The sequence below is a fragment of the Alteromonas sp. ABV2_168 genome (assembly GCF_056161165.1).
Genome location: NZ_JBSWYQ010000010.1, coordinates 63,667 through 78,278, shown reverse-complemented (window position 1 = coordinate 78,278; position 14,612 = coordinate 63,667). Strand labels below are relative to the sequence as shown.

Sequence of the window (14,612 nt, the reverse complement as noted above, 5' to 3'; positions counted from 1 at the left end):
CTGCAGCGCCTCTCTTCAGAGTCGCAACATGATGGATCATTCCAGTAAACTGGCCGCGTTGCGGTCAGGTATTGACGAGCTCGATGCTGAGCTCGTTTCTTTATTATCCCGGCGGGCAAAACTGACCACTCAGGTTGGTCAAATCAAAGCGGAAACAGGCATGCCTGTGTATGTGCCCGAGCGGGAAAAAGAACTCATTGCCTCAAGACGTGCCGATGCAGAAGCTGCCGGTGTATCGCCTGATTTAACAGAAGATTTACTGCGCAGGATCATGCGTGAGTCTTATCACACCCAGAATAACCGCTACCGCTGTATTAATCCTGATATTCAGCAGGTTGTTATTGTCGGTGGTGCCGGTGCGCTGGGTAAAGTCATCGTCAGTCTGTTTGAAAAGTCCGGTTATCCGGTGGCAGTGGTAGAAAAAGACGACTGGTCAAAACCGGAAACGGAACAGTTTTTTGCGCGGGCAGATCTGGTGATTGTTGCCGTACCTATTACACTGACTGAAGCGGTGATCAGACAACTGGATGCATTGCCTGAACATTGTGTGCTGGCTGACATCACCAGTATTAAAGTCAAGCCTCTGACCACCATGCTGGCGTGCCACAAAGGTCCGGTGGTGGGTTTACACCCCATGTTCGGACCCGATGCGCCCGGTATGATAAAGCAGGTTGTGGTGGTATGTGATGGCAGGGGAGAAGCCAGCTATCAGTGGTTGATTGAGCAAATGCGCACCTGGGGTGCCACTGTTCATCACAGCACGGCAGAAGAGCACGATCGGGCTATGGCCTTTATTCAGGTAATGCGCCACTTCAATACATTTGTTTATGGCGCCCATTTGCAGGGTGAAAACCCGGATCTGGAAACTCTGACAGTATTCAGCTCACCGATTTATCGTCTTGAACTGGCAATGGTAGGCCGCCTGTTCGCTCAGTCGCCGCAACTCTACGCAGACATTATCTTCAATAATCCTGATAACTTTGCGTTGCTGAAGCGTTTTCATGAGCGTTTCGGACAAGCATTATCGTTATTAGAAAAAGGCGATAAACAGGCATTTATCGATGAGTTTAACCGCATTGGCAGCTGGTTCGGAGATTACGCGAAAAAATGTCTTGTCGACAGTAAACAGCTTTTATTAAAAGCCGACGATGATGAGATGTTGAGGAAAAATTAATTATCTTTATTTGATATTTAATTAATAGAGAAAGGTGGACGTTTGTCTGCCTTTTTTGTTTTGTATGATATTTAACTCAAATTCGTCGAATTAAAAGGTCATTTTACAATTAATTCAAAGTTAGTGTTCACTATCAATAAAATGATTATTTATTTGGGCTTTATTTAGGTTTTACTGATGTGTGTAAAACTTATTCATCCACTGTCTTTAAAATGTAATTAAAAGTAAAAAATGGAATTTTTGTCGCTATTTCCCCTTTTGTAAATTGATTTACACAGCTGGATTATGGTTTATTCCCCGCCGCGATTTCAGTCGCACAAATATAACCATCAATAATCAGAACTTCGTAATTGTCTGATTTCAGATAATGCAAATAGTTCAGGGGAACTAAAAAGTGAACATCAATCCTAAAATCGCCCAATCGATTAAAATTGCATTTGCAATGGGAGCAGCTTCAACCCTTCTAACGACAACACACGCCTTCGCACAGGATACAGCCACAGCTGAACAGCAGGTTGAAAAAGTGCAGGTTACCGGCTCACGCATTAAGCGTACCGACATGGAAACGGCCAGTCCCGTTGCAATCATCAGCGCTGAAGACATTTCTTTAGGCAGCTACACGTCGGTTGAACAGGTTTTACAACAAAGTCCTGCTGCCAGTGGTATGGCAACAGGTGCCGCATCGAACAACGGCGGTGTGGGGGCTGCCCGCATTAACCTGCGTGGTTTAGGCGCCAACCGTACACTGGTACTGGTTAATGGCCGCAGAATGGTAAATTCCGGTACCGGCGCAGACTCTTCGGTTGACCTTAACACTATCCCGCTGGCGGCAATCAAGCGTATTGAAGTACTGAAAGACGGTGCTTCTGCGGTATACGGCTCAGACGCTGTTGCCGGTGTGGTTAACATCATTACAAAAGACGACTTTGAAGGTTTTCAGATTGATGTCGGTTATGCAGGCAGTGATGAGGGTGACGCTAACACAGGTAACATCAGTATTGTAACCGGTGCAGGCGGCGATAAAGGCAATATCGTTCTGGGTATCAGCTATGTTGACCGTGGCTCTGCCATGCAGGGCGACCGTGGTTTCTCTGCCTGTCCTGACAACGATTATGATGCAGAAGGTAACTGCCAGTCAGGCAGTTCCTATGTACCGGGTGGTGCATACAATGCGGGCGACGGCTGGGGAACACTGGACAGTGATAAGAACTTCTCTGAAGGTTACACGCCTTACAACTACTCTGAGCGTTCTTATCTGTACACGCCGCAGGAACGTATCGGCTTATTCGCGAACGGTAATTACAACCTGACTGATGATGCACAGGCATACATGGAATTTTTGTATACCAAGCGTACATCCACGCAGCAAATGGCACCGTCTCCGATCAGTGCAACCCTGACCGCTGATGCGACAGGTAACCCTTTCGGTGTTGCAACCTCCATGCGTCGTCGTATGACAGAAGTGGGTGACCGGGTTTTCGATCAGACCACAGATACCATCCGTTCAGTCGTCGGATTCCAGGGCTATCTGGATATCGGTAACGGTTTGGACTGGGATGTGTCTTACACCTACGGCCGTAACGATGCCACAGACCGTTCTTCCAATTACATCAACCTGACTAAAATTTATCAGACCATGGACACTGATGTGTGTGACGATGTCACGATTCCTTGTCAGGACTGGTTCGCCACTGAAGGCAATATTACTCAGGATACTCTGGATTACATCACTTATACCGACCAGGCATCCGGTGGTAACCAGTTTACTTCCTGGAATGTAAACCTGTCGGGAGAGCTTTTTGAACTGCCAGCCGGTTTCGTCGGCTTTGCCGGTGGTGCGGAATACCGTAAAGAGAAAGGCTGGTATCAGCCTGATGCGGTAACTGTTGCAGGTGATGGCAGCGCCTCGGCGCAGGATCCTACATCCGGCGGCTACGACACCACGCAGGTTTACGCAGAATTTGCTGTGCCTTTACTGGCTGACGTCCCGGGAGCAGAAGAGCTGTCTCTTGATGCCGCTATCCGCTGGTTTGATTACAGCACGTTTGATTCTGATATCACCTGGAAGCTGGGTCTGACCTGGCGAGTGAACGAAGATCTGATGTTCCGTGGTGTGGCGTCTACTGCATTCCGTGCTCCCACCGTCGATGAACTGTACGGCGGTAACGTGGGTTCCTTCGATTACCTGGTTGATCCGTGCTCAGGCTATGGCAGCCTGGATACCGCGTCAAACGTATATCAGGCTTGTAATGCGCAGATTGGTAACATCTCTTATGCGTACACGGATTCTCAGATTGAGAATACCTACGTGACCATTGATAACCTGAGCCCGGAAGAGGCTGATACTTATACATTAGGTGTGGTGTACAGCCCGTCTTTTGTGGAAGGCTTATCAATGACACTGGATTATTTCACCATTGAATTGAGCAACGCAATTTCCCGTATCGATACACAGTCTTATCTGGACAGCTGTTACGGTGGTGATGAAGAAGCTTGTAGTGTTCTGAGCATCGTCCGTGACGATATCACCGGTAACATAGATTATATGGAATCACCGCTGACTAACGTGGGTACCCTGAAAACCCGTGGTGTTGATGCCAATGTGACCTATAACTTCGACGCACTGGGTCTCAACTGGAACGTTAACTGGGATACCACCCGTCTGCTTGAGTACACTGAAGACAATGTGGAATACACAGGTAAAATCGACGGTAACAACGGTGGATTTGCAGAGTGGAAGTCTAACTTTGCGATTAAAGCTGGTACCGATGACTGGAAGCTGCGCTGGAAGGTGCGTTACATCGGTGGCATGACAGACGATTACTATCTGGAATCGTACGGTCTGATGACTGATGTGGGTACTGTGGTGTACCACGATGTTTCAGGTGAATACTACATCAATGATCAGTGGTCAGTGTCTGCCGGTATTGACAACCTGTTTGATAAAACGCCTCCGTACCTCTATTCGTACAACGATATGAACACAGTACCGGAAGTTTACGACGTGCTGGGCCGTTATTTACACGCCCGCATCACTGCACGCTTCTAAGCTTTGTGCAATATGAGTAAAGCAAGTCCTCAAACATGCTTGCTTTACTCTGATTGAACTGCGCAACCGGTCGTCTCCCTGGTACCGTGTTGCGCTTTTTTTTAGTTAAAAGCTGAATGTGCGGCTGACACTGGCAAATAATCTTGCATCCGCCGTGTCGTAACTCAATGTTGTATCCTCCGCTGCAATCTCGATATCAAAACCATGAAACTGCGTCTGATACGCCACTTTGTAATGCACATAACTGCTGTCACCGGTATCCCACTGATATTTTTCTTCATCCAGTGAATGAGAGTTATCAACCGTCAGCTGTATTGCATGGTTGTCTGCAATACTGAACGTATGGGCGACTTTCCCGATGACATGGTCTGCGCCGGTACCGAAATAATCCCACGAATACCACAGTGTGGTTTCTGTTATACCCAGACGGTGGGTAAAAATCAGTTTTCCGTACATCTCCGGGTAGTTATATTCGCTGGCTGCAGAGCTGCCATAGTAGCTGTAGTAAGCAATACCGAAATCAGCATCTGTTGAATCATTCAGTGACTGATAATAACCGGTGTAAAAATCCAGTTCGCGGTTTGCTGCATCGCCGTAATCCACATTGGATGTCCAGCTGCCCGCATACCAGCCGTTGTCAGCCGCATAGTCGATACTGCCCTGAAGGGCCGGATCATTCTGCGTCTGACTTACCCCGTTAAACATGTAATCAGAGGCGCCGGTTACCGTGGCTGACCAGTCCGCCAGCGCGGCCGGTGCAACGGCAAGTGAGCAAATCGCTACCATTTTTGAATATGTAAACTGCATATTTTCTCCTTACTGCATGGTTTCGATTTTTTCAAAATCGAGTTCGTTTTCTTTCGGTGAGCTGTCTATTTTTCTGACCGGTGTGAATTTTTTGTACAGAATATAGCCCAGACAGCAATAGAACAGGGCAATCACCAGGGCGCCGACCCACTGAATTTTCAGGAAGTCGATTTTGAACAGCATGGTCAGTGCTGCCAGTGCGATGAAGTTCAGGAAGAAGTATTTCCATTTACCCAGTCGTCCTGACGACAGATTCAGGTTGTCGGTATATAAACGAATGAGGGAATCCAGCGAGTTGATCACGAACACAATACCCACAAACACCATGGCGATGTTGCGAATCCCGGTGGTGTCTAAACCGGCCTCGTGATAGTGATACAGCACACCAAACCACAGTGCGATGGGAATCGAGGGGAAGATCAACATCGCTGACAGCACCTGCCAGGTTTTTAAGCCTCCGACGAAGCGGGAAGTAAACTGACCAATCATGATGCTCCAGGCAAACCACCAGAACAGATAAAACGCGTGATAGTTATTCAACGGGAACAGAAAGTGCTCAATATTTGCGAAATAGCCGCCCAGCAAGGATGTGGCAGCGAAGTATTCTGAAATGTCACTTTTACCCCACAAGAAAGCACCGCCCCACATGAATGCGATGAGCGAGATAAACAACCAGGTCGTAGAAACACTTAAAATTCTGACGTATTTAATATCTGTGCTGCTGTACACCGAAAAAGCGATGGCTGCGAACACGATAAGATAAAACACAGGTACTATGGACTCGCCATCTCCGAGGGACGGCAAATACCATGGCAGGTTTTTAAGAAGCAGGAACGCCGTAAATGCACAGGTACCGATGATCACCATGTTATTGATGAACTTTACCCAGCTGATTTCAAAGAATTTTACCTTCGGCTCGATGACACAAAAGTAAAAACAGGTAACAAAGTAAAAAGCCCAGATGAAGAAGCCCCAGAACCCGAACTCAATGGCGAGAGGGTTGGTAAAGGCATACTCCGGGTTTGCCGGGGTATCGGCATAGGTGCTGAACTCCGTCAATGGAAACATGATAAGTCCTACATCCAGTCCTGAAGTAAACAGAATGGAAATGAAGGTCAGTGTTTTCACCGGCGTCACACCGATCATGGTTAAGTTGCCCCATTTCCACAAAATAAAAACGATGGCGATAAGGGTTAGCGCGATACCGGCGCTTAACCATAAATTCATAGGTTACTCCTGATTGTTCACCGGCGATTCAACGCCCATTACACCCATATCTCTGCTGCGCTGACGTTGCTTCCACTTAAGATCGCCCAGCACATCCCGGTTCTCTGAGGCAAGTGGTTCATTACCCAGGATCAGATCGGCAGCCCGCTCGGCCACCATGATGGTCGGTGCATTCAGGTTGCCGTTAGGAATGGTGGGGAAGATGGACGAGTCAACCACGTGCAGATTAGCGATACCGTGTACCCGGGTTTGCGAGTCGACGACGGCCATATCATCTTCACCCATTTTGCATGAGCAGGAGGGGTGGTAGGCACTTTCCACCGCCCGGCGGACAAATGCATCGATTTCCTCATCAGTCTGCACCTGTTTGCCGGGCTGGATTTCTTCACCACGGTACTTGTCGAACGCAGACTGATTGATGATTTCGCGGGTCAGTCTGACGCAGGCACGGAAGCCTTCTATGTCATCCTGATGTTGCAGGTAATTAAACTGTATTGCCGGAGCCTGTGACGGATCCGCTGATTTTACATGCACGAACCCACGGCTCTTTGGTTTGTTGTGACCAATGTGCACCTGGAACCCGTCACCTTTCACTGCGCTTTTTCCATCGTAACGTATGGCGGCGGGTAAAAAGTGGTATTGCAGATCAGGCCATTCCACACCTTCTTTCGAGCGGATAAAGCCGCAGGACTCAAAGTGATTGGTGGCACCCAGGCCGTCTTTAAACAACAGCCAGCGGGCTCCGATCAGGCCTTTTGAAAACCAGTCCAGTTTGCTGTTCAGTGTGACTGGTTCTTTGCAGTAAAACTGGAAATAAAACTCCAGATGGTCCTGCAAGTTTTCTCCCACACCAGGTAAGTGATGCTGACAATCAATACCGGCTTTTTCGAGTACTTCACGGTTACCGATACCGGATAGTTGCAACAAATGAGGAGAGCCGATGGAACCGGCACTGAGAATAACAGCTTTGCTTGCAAACGCTTTTTCAGTGCCGTCTTTGCCGGTGAACTGAATACCTTTTGCGACTTTGCCTTCCAGCAGGACTTTTTCAACAGTCGCCAGGGTCACAATGGTCAGGTTATTACGGTGCTTAACCGGATCCAGATAAGCTCTTGCGGCAGAGCAGCGTTTTCCGCCTTGCACGGTCATGTGCATCGGGCCAAAACCTTCCTGCTGTGCGCCGTTGTAATCGAGAGTTTCTGCATAACCCGCCTGTTTGCCCGCTTCAATAAAAGCGGTATAAAGGGGGTTCTGCATCTGGTTGCCGTTATTTGTTCCCAGCGGGCCGTCTTCTCCGCGGTAGGCGTTGGCACCTTCGTACCAGTCTTCTGCACGTTTAAAATAAGGCAGACAATGTTGATAATCCCATTGCTCAGCACCGTGCTCTGCCCATTCATCAAAGTCGCGGGCATGGCCCCGTACGTACACCATTCCGTTTATTGATGATGAGCCACCCAGCACCTTTCCTCTCGGGCAGTGCATTTCACGGTCATCAAGATAAGGCTCCGGTTCCGTGTGAAACTGCCAGGCGTATTTGTCGGTATTCATCGGAATCGACAGGGCAGTGGGCATCTGAATGAAAATGCTTTTATCACTGCCGCCGGTTTCTACCAGTAATACCTTATGCAGCGTATTGGCAGACAAGCGGTTTGCCAGCACACAGCCTGCAGAGCCCGCACCGACGATAATGTAGTCATACTGTTTCATCGTGACTCCTTAAAACGGTGCTTCAAGTGGTGTCATGCCCATGTATACCGATTTTGTCTGGGTATACTGATCAAGGGTTTCGATACCGTTCTCACGGCCGATGCCGGATAGCTTATAGCCGCCCACAGGCATTTCAGCAGGAGAAGCGCCGTAATTATTGACCCAGCAAATTCCGGCTTTCAGCTGGTGGATGACACGGTGAGCCCGCTGTACATCTTTGGTCATGATGCCTGCTGCCAGGCCCAGAGGGGTGTTATTAGCACGGCCTATCACTTCGTCTTCATCTTTGAAGGTCAGAATACTCATGACAGGGCCGAAGATTTCTTCCCTGCAGATAGTCATGTCGTCCGAACAGTCAGTGAAAATGGTTGGTGCCACGAAATAGCCGTTGGGGGCATCGTCCGGTTGCAACGTCGTGCCGCCGGTGAGCAGTGTTGCGCCTTCAGCTTTCCCTTTTTCGATATATCCCATCACAAGGTCCTGATGTTTTTTTGAAATCAGGGCGCCGAAATTGACGTCCGGGTTCATCGGGTCGCCGGCTTTGATATTGGTTTCTGTGCGGGTTTTCAGTTCACTGACAAAAGCGTCATAAACGCTTTCATGAACAAATACCCGAGTGCAGTTTGTGCATACTTCGCCCTGGGTGTAAAAATTCCCCAGCATGGCTGCACTCACTGCCTGAGAAATATCCGCATCGTCAAAAACGATAAGGGGGGACTTGCCACCTAACTCCATGGTGACATCTTTTAAATTGGCGGCAGCGGCTTCCATTACTTTACGGCCCGTGCCTACTTCGCCGGTAAACGACACTTTTTCAATGTCCGGGTGAGTGGTCAGCCAGTTACCTGTGTCGCCGTCACCATGAACCACATTAAACACACCGGCTGGAACGCCGGCTTCTATGTAGACTTTGGCCAGCTCAACCGCTCCCCGCGGTGTTTCTTCTGATGGCTTGAACAGCATGGCATTGCCGGCGGCCACTGCCGGCGCTGATTTCCAGCAGGCGATCTGGATTGGATAATTCCACGCACCAATCCCGGCACAAATGCCCAGAGGTTCTTTTCGGGTGTAGTAGAAATCCCCGCCCAGATCCTGTTGCTGACCAACCTGAACAGGGGCAAGATTGGCGAAGTATTCGATGGCATCAGCACCGGTGACCACATCCACACAATCTGCTTCCTGAATAGGCTTTCCGGTATCCAGTACTTCGTAACGGGCCAGTTCGTCGTTGCGCTCACGCAGAATAGCGACGGCTTTAAGCAGTATTCGTGAACGTGCCATTGCAGTCATAGAGGACCACTGCTTAAAACCTTCTCTGGCACTCTCTATTGCTGCCTGACGGATTGAGTCATCAGCAACTTCAACATCGTAAATGACTTCTCCGGTGGCCGGGTTAGTAACAGAGAAGGTTTCCCCGGACTGGTTACTGACAGGTTTGCCGTGGATAAAATTCAGAAGTCTTTTTTCAGACATTAGATACCTCAGTAAAAATTAAAAATGACGATGACACCGGCCAAAATACGGGTAGCAAAATACCCCCGCAGTGCAGGTATCATTCAGTTCGAAATCGCGTTATATACTTTCTGAGAGGGTGTTTTGGCTCACTTTCGTTTGAAGTCAAACGGGTGTGATGACGCTTAATTATTATTTAGTGAATTTGAAAGCTTTCTGTATCATATAGATAGCATGCTGAACTTCAGCAGAAAAAAACGCAGTATAAATCGCGGCGCATGGTCGCAGAAATGAGAGGAAAAGGCAAATCAGCCCCTGCACGGGGCTGATTTAAATGTTGGCGATTACTCGCTGTCGATGAGCGCGCTGGCGGCGGCTACTTTTGTCGGACTGACTTCTTCAGTGGGGTAACAACCCAGCACCTTCAGGTAGCGGGTCATCTTTTTCAGGCTCTCAATGGCATTCTGTACCGGTCCGTCTTCCAGATTTCCTTCGAAGTCGATGTAAAACATTTCTTCCCAGGGATTACCCGTGATCGGCCGTGATTCCAGTTTGGTCATATTAAGCTGGTTGTCTTTGAGCACCGTCAGTGCTTCAACGAGAGCCCCCGGCTTTTGTACAGTAGACATAATAATCGTGGTCTTAGCCGGAACCTGTAGCGGTACTTTTACCGGATCTCTTGATACAACAAAGAAGCGGCTGTGGTTCTCTTTCTGATTTGCCAGATTAGACTTAATAGCCATTAATCCGTAAAGATTTCCGCCGGCTTCACTGCCGATAGCAGCCACATCGTCACGTTGTAACTCACTGACAGTCAGCATCGCTGAAGAGGTGGCATCCATGGTTTTCACTTCAACATTGCCCAGTTCCGCGAGGAAATGGCTGCACTGAGTAAATACCTGAGGGTGGGCATACAAGGTTTTAATTTTGCTGAGACTGGTGTCTTTAGCTACCAGCAAGCTGTGGCGGACAGGGTGGGTAAGTTCACCAATGATACTCAGGTGAGTGTGTTGCAGCTGGTCATAAACTTCATTGATGCTGCCTGAGCTGGTGTTTTCAATGGGGAGTACAGCGTAATCAGCTTCATTACTTTCTACTTTCTGAACAATTTCAGCAAAGCTCTGGCAGCCCATTTCCATCAGTTCACCGGGCCGGCGGGAGAAATATTTTTGTGTTGCCAGATAGCTGTACGACCCTTTATCGCCCAGAAAAGCAACACGGTTAAGCGGCAGGCTGCTGCCGGGATTTGCCCGTTCGGCCAGCATGGCTTGCTGATTCAGTACACTGTCTTCAATGATAACGTGAAAAATCTGGGTGACGTAGTGGGGATCCAGGCCAGCGTTCCGGCCTTCTTTGATTAAACGGATAAGCAGTTGTTCTTCCCGTTTAACGTCTCTCACCGGAATGTGGTGGCGGATTTTAGTTTCTGCTACTTCATTGGTCAGCTGACGCCGCTCGGCCAGCAGGGTTAACAACTGGCTGTCCAGTTCGGTAATGCGTTTTCGTATTGCGTCTAAAGCGGGTTCTGACATAGTTCTACACTCGTATTCGTGGCAAAAAAAAACCTCCCGTGCGGGAGGTTTATACACACAGCGCATCCTCCCTCAAATGAAGGTGATAAAACCAAAAAAGAATGCGTTAGTGTGCTTTATATTCGTTTTCATATGGCCGACTTTATGACGATGACCGGTGAGTGTCAATAGTTTTATACAGTTTTGCACCGGTCGTTATCACCGTTCATCTTCAATCTTAGTGCCGGTTGTGCTAACAGCACTGGGGTTTACCAGTTACTCGCCTAAAAGTGCCGCCAGCATAGCCCGCACTTCGGTAGGTTCGAAGGGTTTATCACACAGGGCATTAACCCCGGTTTGCTGAATGTTAGCCATGTGCATACTGTCCTGAGACTCAGATGTCACCATGATAATTGGAATATGCGCAGTTTCCGGATTAAAGCGAATAAATTCAGATAATTCACGGCCGTCCATTTCCGGCATGTTGTAGTCTGTCACTACCAAATCAAATTCGGCATCTTTTATATGCGTCAGGGCCATGGCACCGTTTTCTGCTTCAGTGATCTTCTTCAGACCCATTCCTTCCAGCACCCGGCGGATATGATTACGGGCCAGACGGCTGTCATCAACCAGCAGCACGCGGACTTCATGCACGTCGAACAATTCCAGTTCAAGCTCATCGTGATTAATTAAATCTAAACTTGCGTTCAGTGCCCGGGACAGGTGAATGGGTTCGAAAGGCTTAGGCAAAATCGCGGCTACCCCTGCCTGTTTAAATTCTTCCAGTTTCACAGTACGGCTTTCGCTGGACACCAGCATGAAAGGAATGGATGCATATTCCTGATGACTTTTAATGAATTTTAGTAACTCAATGGCGGTGCCGTCTTCAAAATACATGGCACTGACAACCAAATCTGCACTGTGGGATTCGATAGCGTCGCGGGCTTCTTTGATTGAACTGACAGCGTCAATTTCTCTGACGTTTTCCTTGAGTAACAGGTTTGTAATTATTTTTCGTTGTGTATCTGAAGGTTCGACCAGCACTATGTGCAAGTCAGAGATTGAAAGCTTTTCCATTTTTTCTCACCTGACGTCACTATTGAATGAGACTAATTGTAGTAAGGATTCGGTTTATCCACCGGCCAGTTTAACGGTATATTGTTTGTCCTGAAGTAAAGTCCGCAGTTTTTCGCGGTCATCAGTTTGCACTTCTATCAGGCCTTCTTTTACTGCGCCACCGCAGCTGCATTTCTTCTTCAGCTCGGTACACAAGGCCTTCAGGGCTTTTGCATCCAGGTCCAGACCGTGGATAACAGACACACCTTTACCTTTGCGTCCTTTTGTTTCACGTTGAATTCTGACCACACCATCTTTGGAAGATGAGCGGGTCATTTGTGGTTTCGATTCCTGAACACGTCCACCGTCGGTACTGTATACTAATTTTGAGTCTTGCATATGTATGTCTCTGATTACGTTTGTATGGCACCGTACGGGTGATTTAGTCTTTAGTCTAATATCAGTGCGCTTTTCGCTATTTCCGCATGCATCTCAGTACGTTAGTGTGCCAGTTAAGGTAATGATAAGAAATATTACAAGGAAATCCCAATGGATTCCGGCTTTTTCCGTTGTTTATGTTTTATAAACGGTTAATAACGGACTACGCTTAAACAAGGTTTAATCAAAGGAAGAATGAATGACAATTACAGCTGGTTTATCTGATGATGGCGTCACCTGGGTAATCGAAATGGACGATAAATTTGATTTCGGCAAGGTGCAGGAATTCAGAGATGCGTATATGTCGCTACCTCAAACTGTTGAAACCGTAGAAGTCGATTTGGGCAAAACGGAATACATGGACAGTTCGGCTCTTGGCATGTTGCTCAACATGCAGAAAACACTGGCAGACAAATCGCTGAAATACAAAATAACCCATTGTCGTCCTCAGGTCGGGCGCATCTTAACTATCTCCCGGTTCGACAAGAAATTTGCCATTTCCTGATAAGCGGAAAGGCTCAAAGCCATGAAAATTCTGATTGTCGATGACGAGTCGCTGAACCGCTTTTTGCTTCTGCACATGCTGGAAGAAGAGGGGTACACTGATTGCTACGAAGCGAAAAATGGTGCAGAAGCACTGGAGATGGCCTCACGGCTTAAGCCTGATCTTATTTTGCTTGATGTGATCATGCCCCAGATGAACGGATACGAGGTCGCTCCCCATTTAAAGCAAATGTATGGTGACAGCTATCTGCCGGTGATTTTCATCACTTCACTGGACGATAAAGAGAGTCTGGCCCGTTGTCTTGAAGTGGGTGGTGATGACTTTGTCGCCAAGCCTTTTGATAAAGTCATTCTGGCAGCGAAAATCCGTGCTCACGGGCGTATCAGGCAACTCAGCAATAAAATTGAATTGCAGAACCGTGCTTTACGGTATTTTCAGCAGAATGTTGACCGCGAACATACTATTGTTGAGCATATTTTTAATAATGCCATTGTAAACAAGTCTGACATCACCGCTTTCTTCGATTTCGATTTGTCACCGGCGGCGGTGTTTAACGGAGATGTGTTTCTGTGTGAAGCCAGTCCTGCCGGCGGCGTGTATTTCATGGTGGGTGACTTCACCGGTCATGGTCTTGCATCTGCTATCGGTGTGCTGCCTGTCAGCCGGTCTTTCCGTTCTATGGCCAGGCGTGGTCTTTCTGCCGGAGAAATGGCGGCAAAACTGAATACCACCTTATTATCTTTACTTCCGGCAGATATGTTTTGTGCCGCTGTCATTGTGGAAATAGATGCCAGCGGCAAGCGGTTTTCCGTCTGGAATGGCGGCATGCCTCAGTTATTGCTAAAGGAAGCTGGCACACGCCGGGTGCGCACCTTACCGCCAAGGCATATGGCTTTGGGTATCCTCGAGTCTGATGAATTTGAAGATGACTGTGAGGTGTTCGAGGCGGCAGAGGGAGACCAGTTACTTGTCTACACCGACGGACTGATGGAAGTGATGAATGTCGCCGGAGAAATGGCTGACGAACAGGGCGTTATTAAGTGGTTCTCCGCACAGGCAAAGGTAACTTCACAATATTTGCACGACAGGGCAGTGAATTACCGGGGCGACCTGCAACAGGCCGACGACATGACCATTGTGTTGTATACCTGTCAGTCACTGGCAACAGTGAAAAATGATTTTACCCTCAATGAGCTGCCCTACAGCATTAGTTTGTCTCTCAGCGGGGCAGAGCTTAAAAATCAGCATATCGTACCGTCGCTTATCGAAATGATAAATTCACAACCCGGTATGACGTTGCTGCGCTCAGATCTTTACACTGTGCTCTCGGAGATGTTCAATAACGCACTCGAACATGGCATTCTGAAACTGGACTCTGCGTTAAAGTCCTCACCGGACGGCTTTCTGGAATATTATCAGGCGCGGGAAATCAGACTTAAACAACTGCAGGAAGGCTCGGTCAGTTTTTTAATTCAGTTTCTGCCCAAAGATGCTGCACTGGATATCACAATCAGCGATTCCGGAGAGGGTTTTGATTATACAGCGCCGGCAAATACTGGTGAAGACAACAGTTTTGGCCGTGGACTGACACTACTCAACGAGCTTTGTGAGCAGGTGACTTACTCTGGTAACGGCAACACACTGAAGATACGGTTGTCTGTTGACCGGTAATTTATCGCCGGCGCT

The 14,612-nt window shown here is 48.1% G+C and carries 11 protein-coding genes; 4 read left to right on the top strand and 7 right to left on the bottom strand.

Annotated features, from left to right (window positions below):
• The first annotated feature begins 28 nt into the window (after nucleotides 1–28).
• A complete protein-coding gene (tyrA, locus tag ACXAH4_RS15195; RefSeq protein WP_474882493.1) occupies nucleotides 29–1,174 on the top strand; it encodes a bifunctional chorismate mutase/prephenate dehydrogenase in 1,146 nt (381 codons plus the stop codon).
• Nucleotides 1,175–1,616: 442 nt separating this feature from the next.
• Complete coding sequence (locus tag ACXAH4_RS15190; RefSeq protein WP_474882598.1) at nucleotides 1,617–4,223, top strand: TonB-dependent receptor plug domain-containing protein; 2,607 nt, start codon at nucleotides 1,617–1,619, stop codon at nucleotides 4,221–4,223.
• A 105-nt stretch (nucleotides 4,224–4,328) separates the two neighbouring features.
• Here the strand turns inward: ACXAH4_RS15190 and ACXAH4_RS15185 are convergent, their stop codons facing one another.
• From ACXAH4_RS15185 to yciH, 7 genes are all read right to left on the bottom strand, one after another.
• Nucleotides 4,329–5,030: a TorF family putative porin gene (locus ACXAH4_RS15185; protein ID WP_474882491.1), complete on the bottom strand. Its 702-nt coding sequence runs from the start codon at nucleotides 5,028–5,030 to the stop codon at nucleotides 4,329–4,331.
• Nucleotides 5,031–5,039: 9 nt separating this feature from the next.
• Nucleotides 5,040–6,257, bottom strand: coding sequence for a BCCT family transporter (locus ACXAH4_RS15180; protein WP_474864400.1), 1,218 nt, complete (start codon nucleotides 6,255–6,257; stop codon nucleotides 5,040–5,042).
• Between the two features lie 3 nt (nucleotides 6,258–6,260).
• The gene (betA, locus tag ACXAH4_RS15175; RefSeq protein ID WP_474882489.1) at nucleotides 6,261–7,964 is read right to left on the bottom strand and encodes a choline dehydrogenase; all 1,704 of its coding nucleotides are present in this window, start codon (nucleotides 7,962–7,964) and stop codon (nucleotides 6,261–6,263) included.
• Nucleotides 7,965–7,973: 9 nt separating this feature from the next.
• Complete coding sequence (gene betB, locus ACXAH4_RS15170; RefSeq protein ID WP_474882487.1) at nucleotides 7,974–9,437, bottom strand: betaine-aldehyde dehydrogenase; 1,464 nt, start codon at nucleotides 9,435–9,437, stop codon at nucleotides 7,974–7,976.
• A gap of 323 nt (nucleotides 9,438–9,760) precedes the next feature.
• Entirely contained in the window at nucleotides 9,761–10,948 is a 1,188-nt protein-coding gene (gene pheA, locus ACXAH4_RS15165; protein ID WP_119500799.1) for a prephenate dehydratase, read from the bottom strand.
• Nucleotides 10,949–11,203: 255 nt separating this feature from the next.
• On the bottom strand, nucleotides 11,204–12,004 hold the full coding sequence (locus tag ACXAH4_RS15160; RefSeq protein WP_474864395.1) for a response regulator: 801 nt from the start codon (nucleotides 12,002–12,004) through the stop codon (nucleotides 11,204–11,206).
• Between the two features lie 54 nt (nucleotides 12,005–12,058).
• The gene (yciH, locus tag ACXAH4_RS15155; RefSeq protein WP_474882485.1) at nucleotides 12,059–12,382 is read right to left on the bottom strand and encodes a stress response translation initiation inhibitor YciH; all 324 of its coding nucleotides are present in this window, start codon (nucleotides 12,380–12,382) and stop codon (nucleotides 12,059–12,061) included.
• Between the two features lie 238 nt (nucleotides 12,383–12,620).
• Between yciH and ACXAH4_RS15150 the strand changes: the two genes are divergently transcribed.
• On the top strand, nucleotides 12,621–12,926 hold the full coding sequence (locus tag ACXAH4_RS15150; protein ID WP_474864392.1) for an STAS domain-containing protein: 306 nt from the start codon (nucleotides 12,621–12,623) through the stop codon (nucleotides 12,924–12,926).
• 21 nt (nucleotides 12,927–12,947) lie between these two features.
• Nucleotides 12,948–14,597 carry an ATP-binding SpoIIE family protein phosphatase gene (locus ACXAH4_RS15145; protein WP_474882483.1) on the top strand — a complete coding sequence of 550 codons (1,650 nt, stop codon included), beginning with the start codon at nucleotides 12,948–12,950 and terminating at the stop codon, nucleotides 14,595–14,597.
• Nucleotides 14,598–14,612: the final 15 nt, after the last annotated feature.

What these genes read in the sequence shown, in the direction of transcription:
- tyrA (WP_474882493.1), top strand. Translation starts at nt 29, where the DNA reads ATGATGGATCATTCCAGTAAACTGGCCGCGTTGCGGTCAGGTATTGAC.
- ACXAH4_RS15190 (WP_474882598.1), top strand. Translation starts at nt 1,617, where the DNA reads ATGGGAGCAGCTTCAACCCTTCTAACGACAACACACGCCTTCGCACAG.
- ACXAH4_RS15185 (WP_474882491.1), bottom strand. Translation starts at nt 5,030, where the DNA reads ATGCAGTTTACATATTCAAAAATGGTAGCGATTTGCTCACTTGCCGTT.
- ACXAH4_RS15180 (WP_474864400.1), bottom strand. Translation starts at nt 6,257, where the DNA reads ATGAATTTATGGTTAAGCGCCGGTATCGCGCTAACCCTTATCGCCATC.
- betA (WP_474882489.1), bottom strand. Translation starts at nt 7,964, where the DNA reads ATGAAACAGTATGACTACATTATCGTCGGTGCGGGCTCTGCAGGCTGT.
- betB (WP_474882487.1), bottom strand. Translation starts at nt 9,437, where the DNA reads ATGTCTGAAAAAAGACTTCTGAATTTTATCCACGGCAAACCTGTCAGT.
- pheA (WP_119500799.1), bottom strand. Translation starts at nt 10,948, where the DNA reads ATGTCAGAACCCGCTTTAGACGCAATACGAAAACGCATTACCGAACTG.
- ACXAH4_RS15160 (WP_474864395.1), bottom strand. Translation starts at nt 12,004, where the DNA reads ATGGAAAAGCTTTCAATCTCTGACTTGCACATAGTGCTGGTCGAACCT.
- yciH (WP_474882485.1), bottom strand. Translation starts at nt 12,382, where the DNA reads ATGCAAGACTCAAAATTAGTATACAGTACCGACGGTGGACGTGTTCAG.
- ACXAH4_RS15150 (WP_474864392.1), top strand. Translation starts at nt 12,621, where the DNA reads ATGACAATTACAGCTGGTTTATCTGATGATGGCGTCACCTGGGTAATC.
- ACXAH4_RS15145 (WP_474882483.1), top strand. Translation starts at nt 12,948, where the DNA reads ATGAAAATTCTGATTGTCGATGACGAGTCGCTGAACCGCTTTTTGCTT.